The sequence below is a fragment of the Paenibacillus sp. 276b genome, assembly GCF_900107875.1.
Lineage (GTDB): Bacteria > Bacillota > Bacilli > Paenibacillales > Paenibacillaceae > Paenibacillus > Paenibacillus marchantiae.
The window spans coordinates 231196-243722 of sequence record NZ_FNRR01000004.1 but is presented as its reverse complement, the minus strand read 5'-3'; the positions used below and the strand labels follow the sequence as shown (position 1 = coordinate 243722).

The following is a 12527-nucleotide window of genomic DNA, read 5'->3' as shown; positions in this document are numbered from 1 at the left end:
CATTTCATCCTTGATTGTGTCCAATATTGTATGGGTTAACTTTATATCGGTAGATATCAATCAATTGTTCAGCAGGAAAAACGTTTGACACTGAAAATGTTTTTTTAAAACTCATATTCATCTATATAAAAATAGAACTATATGTAACTAGTCTAATTTTTTTTCATTTACTCCATTTGTAAAATAAAGGTATAATTCACTTTGAATTCATCAATCGTTTCTTTTAGTGAAAAGGGTGTAAAGATAATGAAAAGAACGATCTTACCCAACCAATTTATTGCAGTCGTAATAACTTTACTTCTCTTCATTGCAGGGTGTGGTCCAGAAGAAGAAGCACATGAATATCTCTCAATTACAAACACGGAATATGTTAATGGAACTGATACCGATGATGGTATGATCATGAGAGTATACACATACGACATCCAAACGAAGGCTCTAACTAAACTATCTGATTTACCTTATACCTCACAATATCCCTTAACTGTAGCTTCCTTAGCAAATGACACCATCTATTATTCAGGAGTTGGAAAAGATAAGGGTGACGAGTTGTTTTCCTATGATATTCAGGCACAAAAGACTCAACAATTAAGCACAGGCTTATTTGCAATTAATTCAATTATTCCAGATACCGTTGATCATACTTTGGTTATGGCTGCTGTTAAAAAGGGAGAGCGTCCTGTCAAAGTCATTTTCTTTGATCAGAAAACACAAGAGATGAACATCTTGAATGACTATGATTCGGATACAACTACATGGGATATTTCGTATAACCCGGAAACGAGAAAAACCTATGCCATCCAATATTCCGAAGAAGAGCAATACATTCATATGGAGCAGTCCAATAAGGCGCAAACACCGTTGGTTCCTCCAAACCATACCATCATTGAAATAGATCCTATTTCCATGCAGACCCGTAAGGTCATTGAACTGCATGAGGAACAAATCTTAACTCTGTCCGCACGTGCAGATCAGATCATGATTGCCACAGCAAAACACATCAATAAATATCCTATTGAATACAGTATGGTGAATATCAGAACAGGCGAAAGAACGAAAATGTCCTTTCCTATCAAGGCCAGCAGCGAATTGCGCTTATCCAAAGATGGACGAGGTTTTTATTTCCTTGGGGAATATGTAGATGCAAACATCAAACATGAACGGGGAATCTATTACTATGATTTGAAAACGCAAGAATTCGAAGAGGTATTTCTTCAAAAAGAGGGATTCATTAATAATTTCACAAAAACAATAGCAAAATAGGGACGTTGCTGAGAAACACAGGAATGCTCTTGTAGAGTGGGCTCACCAATAAGGTGCTTGTTTCACTTGTAACTACAGCGAAGCTTGGTAAGCTACTTAACTAATAAGCAGGAAGGAGCAATCAGATGAGTAAGGAATCTATCACAGTACAAGCATTAATAGAACAAACCATCCATCAGTATGTATCCTCGGATGCTCACATCCTAAGCATGGAAAGTAACCCTATCCAATTGGGACTTCAGGCCGTGGAATTGCTTCGACATCATATTGAATTCCTAGTCAATGGAGTGCAAAAGGACATTTCTGTCATTACGAAGAAAGCCACGTTCATAGAACGCTCTGCATTGACCAGATTATTTTCACAAGGCGCGAATGTGCCATTTAGTCTAACAAGTGAGCCTCATACTGAAGATCGCTGCTTGATCTGCATTCAGGATGTGGACTACCAAACCGATTATAGCCATCTGGATATGGATCTGCTTCAGAATAAAGAATTACGAGCGCTGGCTTACATACATGGAACGAATATGGGGTTACAAAAAGAAATGCCCTGGATACCCACTGTGGATCGGAATCATATCATCGGCATGATGGAAAATCGTTGGAAACCTTCGTGGAACGCCGCCATAGAAAACCCAGCATTCATTGCGGAATTTGGATTACCAATCATATCGGAAATTGAAGCTCTAGCCAGTACCATCGTAGATGATCTTGAAGTTCTGATCAGAGATGAACATATGCATACGATGATCCATAATGATCTGAATCCCGGAAACGTACTGGTACATAACAATGAGGATGTCTATTTTATTGATTGGGAGGAAGCAAGGTACGGCTCCTTGTTCTTCGATATTCCTCTACGCTGTAGCCATATGAGACAAGTAGACATCTATCGGGAGGCCCTAAGTTCCCACGGATACGATATTCCACAAGATCAATTCGAAAAATATTTCTCCCTGGCATCCCGATACCTTGGCATCCGCTATATGAGTTGGAACCTTGGGGTATGGGAACAACACTCATATGCAAAAGACGACTTAAAAAAGTATATGAAGATGGTAACTCAACCTTTGTTCTCCTAATCCCCTCCTTATTCCAGGTTAAGCATAAGATGAATTCACTGTTTTGCCGAAAAAAAAGCTCCTGCCACCAGAGGTGACAGGAGCTTACATGATATAGATTCAGCATGAACATCGTATGCTTCCACGACCTACATGGCTTACATTTTTCACAAACAATTATGAACTGGTGCTTAACCCAAATCTGCAATTCGCTGTTTAATGCGCGGAAATAAACCAAAAGCATTCTCATAGAATACCTTCTCATGATGCTGCTCCGGCACAAGTCGGCGGACGAATTCTGCATACAGATCGATCGGCGCAAGCGGCCAGTCGGTTCCGAACAGCATTTTCTCGTAATGATCCGAATACACCAGCGCCCGGCGGAAATGATCCATGAATAAGGGCTCGTTCATAAATCGTTCAAAATGGGGCCGATCACCGACAACGAGGCCGGACAGATCTGCGTAAACGTTAGGGTTCTTCGCCACAACTTCAGCGGCATCCATCACCCAAGGATCACCCAAATGACAGATCATAAAATTCACGCCGCGCTGTTGAAAGGCTAATTCGTCCACGGTCAGCGGATGTGCATACTTGAGCAATCCATTCATGGAGTATGTATCCCCCGTATGAATGACCACCGGCACGTTATACTTTGCTGCGAGTTCATAGACTGGTGTGTAGATTTTGTCATACACGTAGTGATGATAGTACCCCGCATATAGTTTAATTCCGGCTACCTCAGGAGCTTGCAATCGTGCTTCAATCCGGTCCAGCTCGTCCTGAGCGTTTTCACCACCTAGGTGGTTTGGATTAATGCCGACGCATTCCATCAGGAATGAAGGAACCGTTTCTTCCAAATCAAGTCCCATCGGGTTGGGAGAACTGGAATCCGGGAATGCTCCCTTTGTCTGCTCCGTAACCCCCATTCCGATGCCAAGAATAACGTCGTTCTTATCAAACTCCGCCTTGAGGCCAGCGGCAGAGTAATCCACTTTCGATAAATCTATTGCCGTTCGATGAAAGCTGTCGATATCCGACAGATGAATGTGAATGTCAATAATCGGCATGTTAAGCCTCCTTTTCACCTTTTGAAGTTGCAAAGTCTAGCTGCAGAAGGCCACGTACATCCTCTGGATTCAGAGGAATTTGCCCCAAGATCAGATAGGTCGGCTCTGTCCAGACCGTTTCCCCGTTCAGCAGTGGCAGATTGTGATACACATTGTGACCAAGCACCACATTGTTCACAAACCCCGCAGCATTCTGATTAGGGTAACGATTCACTGCATGCAGCATGTCTTTACGCGAAACTGAACCCATTCGCAAGAAACCTTTGGACTGAAGATATCCATCTAGCTTTCCAAGAGGGTACCGCCCTTGCTCGGGGTGTTCCAGCCAACCATCAGCAAAGACAGGCGAGGGTTTGAAGAAATGTTCCTCGGCTAGCGAGTAATCCAGCGCCAATCCGCTTTCGTTCGTAACCGAGTGCAACTCACAGAGAATAGGAACGCCGGGCAGCATGAGGTAATGCTGCTGTACCGTGATTCCCCGATTCGCTTCATGCTTCTCGATGCGGGTTGTGATCTGAATTCCTTTCCAGACGTTACCGAATTCATCCTTCTGCTCCGTCCAAGCTGCGCTTCTTTGTTCCAACTGACGGCTGAAACCGTTCATACCAGGGATACCTACACCAAGTCCACCGTACCATGGATTCCACCAGGAACGTGGTGCTGCTTCCGGATACGTGCTGTCCAGCCATTCTTCACCCTGGTACTTCAAGGAATGCACGACACTTCCGAAACCAGGGGCAGCTGCCATCGAAAGAACTCCGTTGCTCACCGTGTACACAGGACCTGCTGGACCTTCCTCAATCACGCAATCAACGGCTGTTCCTGTCTGCGGATACCAGAGGGCGGTACGTTCATGAATCCGATCCTCGCCTCGATATACGGCCCGAGCCTTCCAGCCAAATTCACGTTCTTCTGTCGCATCCTTTTCCTCAGGGGAGAACTGCAATTTAGCAGAGCGCAGATCCTGCTCTCGATTTAATTCCATATCAGCAGCTAAATGCTCTGGTGTGCCACCATTCTGCACGTACAGTTCCAGGTTTCCAGCGAGCGGAACCATCTTCCGTTCGATCAGCTCTGCAGTCAGCACATCCTGGGCAAACGGATTGCCACCACCCAATGCCAGCTCAAGATGGTTGTCCAGCTTCGGTACAACCGGGTTATGCCGTTTTTGAGCGAAAGACCGGAAATCCTGCCATTTGGCAAAGGTATTCAGAGCAAATACGGTCGCCTTTGTTTGCACAACGGCTCCTGCTGGAATCCGGCCTAGCTCATGCTGTAACCCCAGTGTGTGTTCCGGACGAAGCAGCTTCAGCGAAGGGTCCCAATAGATACCGCAAGCACCATACTCCTCCTTGCAGAACAGCCAGTTCTCTGTAATTTGGGCGCTGTCCCAGTGGCTCGGATCGCCAGAGTACGCATCGCCCATATCTACATAACGGCCTTGGTACGGGAGAATAAGCCGGTTGCCGAAGAAACCAAAGTTCGTCATCAAGAACATATTCTCTTCCAGCTCTGCGCTGCGCGTATTCCCAATTTCGTGGTAAAACTCCGCAATTCCGTTGGCAGACAGCTTGACCACGGACTTGATCTCTATACCAGGGAAATCTTCCGATTCATACAGTGCTTCGAGAACCTGGTTTTCTCCCTCCGGATAGATGTTCACTTCCTTGGCTTGTTTCTTGGAGAACTCTTCTGCAAATGGCTTACCGAGCTTCGGATAGGTCCACCAGAACGTGTGAACCGAGCCAGGATATTCAATCCACATGTTGTTCTCTTGCTTGCTCATATGGAGGGAGAATGCACCGTTCACGGCCACCCACTGTTCCCCATTTTCCCCACCGTAACGTCCTTGTGTTCCCTTCATTAGAACAGACAGCTTGGTTGTAAAAGATACCTCTTGTCTATCCGTCGGAACAGCTGTTACCTCTACTTCTCGCGAATAGAGACCATACGAACGCAAGGTGAACGCTACGGGAACAGATGCTTTGCCTTTTGCAGGGACCGTGAGGCGCACCGAGCGTTCTGCCCACTCCAGGAATTCTTCTTCTGGCAAGTCAAAAGTGAACACTGCTTCGGAATCAAAATTATTCTCCACGTTCAGGTATAGCTCAGCAGGAACGCTTGTATAGAGCTCTTTCACGGGCAACGCCGTGTTGATCTTGGCCGGGAATTTCGGGGCAACGCCCATACGAAACTCGGCTTTCCTGCCACCGATCAGCCATGTGCTCGTCACAACGGGATGGGTCTTATTCTGACTTTGCTCCTCTTGAACCGAATCAAGGTGGAATTCGCCCTCCACGATTACCGTTTCTCCCGGAGCAACTGCTCTTGCAACGTCCAGCGCAAAACGAATATTTTTGTTGTCTTGGCCCTTGATCTCAAACTTCAGCTCGGATGCTGAGCGGTTCGTGATCCGGTAGCGAACCTTGTATGTGGAACCAAATACGAGATCATGATCGTCGATCTCTGTGGTAATTTCGTAATCCGGTGTTTCAAGAGCTGTCAGCCCGCGACCCGATTTCTCGAATTCGGCTCGTAAAGAGATATCTCCCTTTTTCCAGGAATAATCAAAGAAATCGAAACCACGCTCCCGTCGGCCATCCGGCTCGATGACGAGTTCGCGGGTGCTGTCTGCGTACCAATCCAGCTCCTCAAAATAAGGAGCAAGTGCTTCCGTCTGCAAAATGGTCGGGATGAAGTTCATCAGATGCACATTTTCATCCTTTTTTTCCCAGAAGAACCCGCATTTCTTATACATCGGTACAGCCTTGGTGTTACCTGCCCAAGTGAACAGATCCAGGCGAGGCCATCCCGCTTCCACAGTCTTGCGAACGGCGTTCAGGATCAGATTACGTCCGACCTTGTAGCCGTGATAATCGGGGCGCACATTCAACAGCGGTACATACAGGGCATTCTCGTCATAGCGGTAGTGGGCGAAACTGCAGAAGCCAACAACCTCTTTCTCATGAACGGCGAGAAATACATGAAGATTGGACGAAGTCTCCATCTCCCGGCGAACGGTATCCTCCGTTCTCTGGTTGGTGCCACCTCCCCAACTTTCATTGCTGCGGTTCCACATATCAGCGATTGCAGCGGCGTAGGAGGGATCGTATTCGATAATGCGGATTTGTTCCATGATCGAAGTTACTGTCATATTTGGATCTCCTTATCTTTATCTATAGGATGGTCTTCGTGATCATTCGATATGGCCTTTGCCCGATAGCCGCAGAGATAATACAGGCCATGTTTGAAGAAGCTAGCGATAGTCTTATCATACTATAAATGGAAGCTTTTTCAGAGGATTAAAAATCTTTCTTTCCAACTTATAAGTGCCTTTCGGCTCTTGTTCGAAGCGTCAGTGATGGACGAATCTATTTAGGTATGAAAGAAAAAATCCACGTCTCTGAGTTAGACGTGGATTTAGGTATACGAACAGCTAATAATCTTCAATTATGCCAATATAGAACGGACATTGCGTAGAACTGATTTCATTGGGATTGTCTCATTAAGCGACATACAACAGCAAAACCCGTTACTTCATTAAATTCATGTTAGTACAGTTGTCTGGTCGTATGGCTGGGAATGATCAAAGTAGCTCGTTCCCTTCTGTGCCAAAGTCTATTTCTTCATGTCTTGTATCCTGTTTCACTTTAGAGAGCAACGTCTTTAGATGGTTACGTAGTTCCTCATTGGACTCTACAGGCTTGGTTTTTGGACGCAACAACAATTCATTATCTTCTGTCACCAAAATCTCAATTTCCGAGCCTTCTTCCAGATTAAGACGCTTAAGCAATTGGTTAGGAATGCGAATTGCACTGCTATTTCCCCATTTGCTAAGTGTGGCTGTAGTCATGGCAATCCCACGCCTTTCGTTTGATTGATGCTCCAGGGTTTTCCACTTCATCCCTACCGGGGTACTATGCCATCAACTCGCCTTCGCGAGTTTCGCGCCGCGAATCGATGCTGTAGCGTATACCACGAGCGCTGTCCAGATGAGAGCAAAGCCAACGAGCAAAACCGGCGAGACCGATTCCTTGAATACGAATATACTCAGTAACAGCATGATCGTCGGCCCGATGTATTGAACGAAGCCGAGCGTTGACAGCGACATCCGGGCGGCTGCTCGCGCAAAAAAGAGCAGCGGTAGCGCCGTGACCACGCCGGAAAGAAGCAATTCAATGAACGTCGGTGCAGGCAGCGTCCATGCCGTCGTTTTCCCCACAACGGCCAAATAGATCCAGTAGCCGAGCGCGACAGGCAGGACTACAGCCGTCTCCGAGAATAAGCCTATAGAAGCGTCTTGCTTGATCTTCTTCTTCGCCAGGCCGTACAAGCCAAATGACGCGGCCAGCGAGATCGCGACCCACGGAAACCGTCCATAGTCAATCGCGATGATAAGCACCGCTGCTCCAGCGATGGCAATCGCGAGCCATTGGCCGCGGTTTGGCTTCTCACGAAGGAAGAGAACCGCTAACAAGACGTTCAGCAACGGATTCAAATAATAGCCAAGGCTTGTCTCGACGACATGGCCGTTGTTGACCGCCCAGATGAAGATAAGCCAATTAACTGCAATCAGCATTCCGCTGGCGGTGAGGGACAGAAGAAGCGAGCGGTTAGTTGCAATCCGCTTTATGTCACCCCAGCGACGCTGGGCGGCGACCAGAATACCCATAAAAACGAAAGACCAAACAACCCGATGCGACAGAATCTCGCCTGCCGGAACTTCGCTAAACAACTTCCAATAAAGCGGGAGAACCCCCCACATGATATACGCAATAATAGCGTTGACTAACCCGTTATTCATAATCATTTTTCCCCTCTTCTTGCTCTGATGTCTGAACGGATTATACGTCTCAATCCCCTCTCAAGTAAAGGAAATAATTGATGAATTTGATTTAATTATTATTAATTAGTCAAGGTTAATAATCTTATCAAAGCAGTATGAATCTTTGTCATAGCCATTATGCTCATAGAAAGCATGGGCATCAGTTCGCTTGAATCCGCTACATAAAATAATACTAGATATTCCGAGTTCTTTAGCATAATTTTCAGTATGTCTTAATAGTTGTGTACCTACCCCACGATGCTGGAATTCTTTTTTAACGGCAAGAGCTTGTATATGTAAATAACCAATCGAAGCCCCTATGGACAATGCCTGAACTATAGTTACAAAACCAACCACATCATTTTCAAATAATGCAACAAATGTTTTGTAATTCCCGTCCTCATTCATTTTTTCTGTAGTATCTCGAAAATTTTCATCATTAACATTGCGAATCTCAAGCACATCGTTCCATAAAAAAACAACTTCAGTATAATCATTCGCTGCAATTTCTCGTATCTTAATTTCCATGCCTATTCTCCCTTTTCATACAACTGGATTTTAAAGGAAACATTTTCCTGTCTTGTAGCGTTTATGTTACGTGAATAACAATACTTAAGGAGGAATCAAGATGAAGCGATTAGTTTCTCTATTTTTGATGTCAACTTTAGTTGTGGGTGTAGTGTCGGTTGCATCTGCTACGGACCAACCTTTAAAGGATCTACCTTTTAAGGAACGTGCAGCGTATACATATAATCCTTCATTAAAAAAGATAGAACTAAATATCACAAAGGACCACAAGTTGACTACAACGACGTATAACTCCACTTATGTTCCAGTGAAGGATGTCTTTAAAGCATCCGGAGCAACAATTAAATGGGATGGAAAGAACAAAGTGACTACGATTAAAAATCAAGGACAGGAATTGATTCTTAATTTCTCTGGTAAGAGCATCGAAGTGGGTAAGAACCAAGTAGTTCTTCCGCAAGAGTGGGTACAATTGAAAAACGGAGTCTCCAGTATCGATGCATTTGTTCTAGCATATATTTTTGAAGTAGCTGATGATGAGTCCGACCAAGAAAGAGTGGACTGGGAAGAAAAACTTAAATTTTTGGATATCAAAGAAACGACTGGTCTTCCAGGATTAGATAAGTATATGCATGTGTTTGTTGAGTTTAATGATTAATTAAAACCTATATTTTCTAATTCTCTTTCGGTTATCCCCAGGATAGGTTTCTTTTCCTCTTATTAAGAAACCTATCTATGAATATCCAGTCCTCTATATGCCACGCTATCTTGCCCGTTAGAGCCTCGCGAACGTGATGTAATCGACTTGGGCAGGCTCTGCCGATTCGATCCGAAGTGCCCGATTGATCTGTCCTCGGTGATATTGCCCATGTAAGAGAGCCTGCAAGAGGATGTCCCGGACGGATGTTTGGAATGGAACCCCACTCTGATTCGCGTAGTCGATCATTTCATCCAACTCAGATTCCTCAAGCCCTTCGATATAGACGCGATATTGCTCAGCGTTTTCTTCGAATATCGTCCGGATCGCCGTCAGGTCTTCCGATTCCTCCCACAACGAATATTGCGCACTGCCCTTGCCCTGCAAACGAGACAGCCAGACTCGTTCCGCGACCGCGACATGCCGAACGAGTTTCAGAAGGTCCTTGTTCTTCGTCCCACTCTCTTCGAGCGCTTCCAAGATACGTCGGTCCGCCCAGTACAGGTGGTCCATCATACACTTGATCGTCTTCATTTCGATTTCCCCCTCTTCATCTCATTGATTAATTTAACCTGCTACCATCCGATAGTTTCATCAAAGAAGCTTTTCATTTGATTTAACTGATATCTGAACAAATTCCGTAGTGTCTTGGTTGAACGCCAACGTTTAACGTAAATCCGTAAGAACTTGTTTTGCATAAGCATCCCAGTCTGCTTCATCTGTGTTAATCACTAAAGTTGGAATCACTGATTGTTTCGTAGCCATTCGAAGATTTTCTTGATTATCTAAAAACGTTTCACATACTTGGGGAGTAGTAGAATTTCCCATCACATATGACTTCCACGCTTCACCGCGACTTTCAATAAACCTAGACTCAACAGCATCCGGGGTCAAGGTTAAGAGTACACAATGTGCATTCATCCTGGATAGACGTTTCTCAAGCAGCTCAATCTCAGGAGAGGCTTTAAATGCAGCTCTATGATTTACATGAAACCTCTCTAAAAGAAAAAATATACCTTTGGATGGTTTGGAATGACCAAGAGAGCTAATCCAATCGTATTGTTGTTCAAGATAATCAACATGTCGACTTAGAAGTGAAATATGCTCATCCTTATCCATGGATCTTAAAACACCTTGGTATGAATGCAATACTTGTGAATAGTGTTCACTTATTGAAATTATAGTTTTTTCACTATTCGGTGTTTGACTATGTAATCTCTTTATAGCAGAAAATAATGATGTTTTTCCTACAGTAGACATCCCTTCAATAATTACACCCCGTATCATCTTCCTGTTCCCTCCTAAGCTTCTTGGTATTCTGCCCTTTAGTATATTTGTACCGTGAACTAGCCTGCTCGTTCCTGCTCGTTAGTTGATAATTTAGTTAGTTCATCAATGGGAATTGAACCATCATGATAACGATAAGAGAAGAAATACAGCTTAGTATTGCAATCAAAATATGAAGACAACTGAATGAAATTTTTTCTATAAAAATTCTTTCTTTTCTTTGAATGAAACACGAGTAAATTAACACAGTGATCACAATGGGCAGATAATGATAAAAATCCGGTCCATCCTTACTGGGTAATACTTTATTAATATAGCCACCTATAGTTTCATCAATGATCATAAAAGTATATATAACTCCGATTAACGCTGAAATAAAAAACTGAAATGCTAACTGAACTAGATTTTTCTTTAAAAATAAGAGACCAATTTTTCGGTATAGGTCATTGACCATTATGTATTTGTTGCCTCCTCACTTTTTGAATAGTACTCCTCCTATATTTTACCACATAGATCGTTCTATTGATTCCATGCAGCGATACCTCAAATTAAAACTAACCTGCCCGTTAGTTCAATAAGATAGAGGAGCAGTATCGTCCGGGTCTGAAACAGCTGCTCCCCATACTTCCCCATCAACGTTATAACCGCCACCGCTCCATTGAAGCAAGTAGCCTCCAGTACGTATGCCTTGCGTGAAACCTTGATTAATATTTATCCAATCCAGAGATTCCCCAGCAGCAATCGTTCTAGCGAAATACACTTCACTAGTATCTAAGTGTGTTAAACTAACATTGACTTCATGGCTACTATTGTTCTTCATTAGAAGTTTTATATGTACAAATTCCGGATTTATTGAAAAGGGTTGCTGTATCGTTGCGCCCCCAGAAGCAATATAGTGCGAGGGTTTATCCTCTTCTTCACTTAAAGAATTAGTAAGGGTTGTACTTGTTGACTTGCTTGATAATACACCAGACTTTGGAGTAGTGGTATTCTCTTGCGTTGAACTTGTTGAATCACAGGCAGTTACGGTCACTGTTGTTAAAGATAATAATAAAACAGCAACAACTTTATCCCTCGTATTCTTTTATTAGTTATTCTAAAATCTATAAGTCGTTCCTCGTTATTAATAACGCTATCAATTCAATGAAAGTTACATCTGTAATTCACAAAATGGCATTGAGTTAACCTGCCCGTTAGTTGAATTCAACTAAGATTATTTAACAAGAATTTCAATTGGATTCATTGTTAATGAGATATCCCCATCAATATTTACAAGAAGATTTTGTTTCCCTTTTTTTGTTACTATAAATTCATCTTCAACCTCGACTAGTTGACCTGACTTAAACTCAGTTAAATATGCCATATCCTTATAATTACGCTCCTCGTTACTACCCGAAAAGTAAAAACGAATGATTGGTTCTCCATGGGAAACTTCAACAGGTTTAATACCCGTATATTTAAGAGTCCCTTTTACTTTTATTGCTTCACCAGTAACTATAATAGTTGGCGTTGTTACTTCGAGAACAAAATCAGATGCTACTACACTTTGAGTCACAGTTTCTTCATTTTTTTCTGTTGAAGAACACCCAGCAAATATCGTGGATACCACTAATACCAACATTAAGATCCAACTACTCATTTTTGTCACATCATATCACCTCTCTCATACTACAACGGATTTATATCGAATTCGTTGCTTAATTTCAAGGATAAAAGCCATTCCGCTTTCGTAGTTTACTTAAAGTCAAATAAAATAGGCTCCCATGTAAGCTGGCAGCCTTAATTACTTTCGTTTTCCG

Annotated in this window: 12 protein-coding genes; 3 read left to right on the top strand and 9 right to left on the bottom strand. The window is 43.4% G+C overall.

All coding sequences use genetic code 11. The annotated features are described in order from the left end of the window. Window positions 1-246 precede the first annotated feature (246 nt). Both BLV50_RS20315 and BLV50_RS20310 read left to right on the top strand, forming a co-directional pair. Window positions 247-1263 (top strand): hypothetical protein, encoded by a 1017-nt coding sequence (locus BLV50_RS20315; protein WP_090809674.1) that lies wholly within the window; start codon window positions 247-249, stop codon window positions 1261-1263. 125 nt (window positions 1264-1388) lie between these two features. Beyond that, the gene (locus BLV50_RS20310) at window positions 1389-2345 is read left to right on the top strand and encodes a phosphotransferase family protein (RefSeq protein ID WP_072734637.1); all 957 of its coding nucleotides are present in this window, start codon (window positions 1389-1391) and stop codon (window positions 2343-2345) included. A 170-nt stretch (window positions 2346-2515) separates the two neighbouring features. Here BLV50_RS20310 and BLV50_RS20305 read toward each other — a convergent pair whose 3' ends face one another. From BLV50_RS20305 to BLV50_RS20285, 5 genes are all read right to left on the bottom strand, one after another. After that, complete coding sequence (locus tag BLV50_RS20305; protein ID WP_064636030.1) at window positions 2516-3394, bottom strand: amidohydrolase family protein; 879 nt, start codon at window positions 3392-3394, stop codon at window positions 2516-2518. Window position 3395: 1 nt separating this feature from the next. After that, window positions 3396-6548, bottom strand: coding sequence for a GNAT family N-acetyltransferase (locus BLV50_RS20300; protein WP_090809672.1), 3153 nt, complete (start codon window positions 6546-6548; stop codon window positions 3396-3398). A gap of 432 nt (window positions 6549-6980) precedes the next feature. Continuing rightward, complete coding sequence (locus tag BLV50_RS20295) at window positions 6981-7298, bottom strand: AbrB/MazE/SpoVT family DNA-binding domain-containing protein (protein WP_063565341.1); 318 nt, start codon at window positions 7296-7298, stop codon at window positions 6981-6983. Window positions 7299-7319: 21 nt separating this feature from the next. Then, window positions 7320-8198: an EamA family transporter RarD gene (gene rarD / locus BLV50_RS20290; protein WP_072734803.1), complete on the bottom strand. Its 879-nt coding sequence runs from the start codon at window positions 8196-8198 to the stop codon at window positions 7320-7322. Window positions 8199-8303: 105 nt separating this feature from the next. Beyond that, window positions 8304-8747, bottom strand: coding sequence for a GNAT family N-acetyltransferase (locus BLV50_RS20285; RefSeq protein WP_072734640.1), 444 nt, complete (start codon window positions 8745-8747; stop codon window positions 8304-8306). Window positions 8748-8847: 100 nt separating this feature from the next. Between BLV50_RS20285 and BLV50_RS20280 the strand changes: the two genes are divergently transcribed. Beyond that, window positions 8848-9402 carry a stalk domain-containing protein gene (locus BLV50_RS20280; protein WP_072734641.1) on the top strand — a complete coding sequence of 185 codons (555 nt, stop codon included), beginning with the start codon at window positions 8848-8850 and terminating at the stop codon, window positions 9400-9402. Between the two features lie 117 nt (window positions 9403-9519). On the opposite strand, the gene BLV50_RS20275 is transcribed toward BLV50_RS20280, so the two are convergent. The 4 genes from BLV50_RS20275 to BLV50_RS20260 all read right to left on the bottom strand — a co-directional run bounded on the left by BLV50_RS20275 (window position 9520) and on the right by BLV50_RS20260 (window position 12376). After that, window positions 9520-9975: a DinB family protein gene (locus tag BLV50_RS20275; protein ID WP_090809670.1), complete on the bottom strand. Its 456-nt coding sequence runs from the start codon at window positions 9973-9975 to the stop codon at window positions 9520-9522. Between the two features lie 132 nt (window positions 9976-10107). After that, entirely contained in the window at window positions 10108-10701 is a 594-nt protein-coding gene (locus BLV50_RS20270) for a hypothetical protein (RefSeq protein ID WP_218135417.1), read from the bottom strand. A gap of 598 nt (window positions 10702-11299) precedes the next feature. Further along, the gene (locus BLV50_RS33130) at window positions 11300-11761 is read right to left on the bottom strand and encodes a pilus assembly protein (RefSeq protein ID WP_218135416.1); all 462 of its coding nucleotides are present in this window, start codon (window positions 11759-11761) and stop codon (window positions 11300-11302) included. 180 nt (window positions 11762-11941) lie between these two features. After that, the gene (locus BLV50_RS20260) at window positions 11942-12376 is read right to left on the bottom strand and encodes a hypothetical protein (protein WP_090809664.1); all 435 of its coding nucleotides are present in this window, start codon (window positions 12374-12376) and stop codon (window positions 11942-11944) included. Window positions 12377-12527: the final 151 nt, after the last annotated feature.

Coding starts and splice junctions, on each gene's coding strand:
- BLV50_RS20280 (WP_072734641.1), top strand. CDS start 8,848: ATGAAGCGATTAGTTTCTCTATTTTTGATGTCAACTTTAGTTGTGGGT.
- BLV50_RS20305 (WP_064636030.1), bottom strand. CDS start 3,394: ATGCCGATTATTGACATTCACATTCATCTGTCGGATATCGACAGCTTT.
- BLV50_RS20295 (WP_063565341.1), bottom strand. CDS start 7,298: ATGAAGTGGAAAACCCTGGAGCATCAATCAAACGAAAGGCGTGGGATT.
- rarD (WP_072734803.1), bottom strand. CDS start 8,198: ATGAATAACGGGTTAGTCAACGCTATTATTGCGTATATCATGTGGGGG.
- BLV50_RS20285 (WP_072734640.1), bottom strand. CDS start 8,747: ATGGAAATTAAGATACGAGAAATTGCAGCGAATGATTATACTGAAGTT.
- BLV50_RS20270 (WP_218135417.1), bottom strand. CDS start 10,701: ATGTCTACTGTAGGAAAAACATCATTATTTTCTGCTATAAAGAGATTA.
- BLV50_RS20310 (WP_072734637.1), top strand. CDS start 1,389: ATGAGTAAGGAATCTATCACAGTACAAGCATTAATAGAACAAACCATC.
- BLV50_RS20315 (WP_090809674.1), top strand. CDS start 247: ATGAAAAGAACGATCTTACCCAACCAATTTATTGCAGTCGTAATAACT.
- BLV50_RS20275 (WP_090809670.1), bottom strand. CDS start 9,975: ATGAAGACGATCAAGTGTATGATGGACCACCTGTACTGGGCGGACCGA.
- BLV50_RS20300 (WP_090809672.1), bottom strand. CDS start 6,548: ATGACAGTAACTTCGATCATGGAACAAATCCGCATTATCGAATACGAT.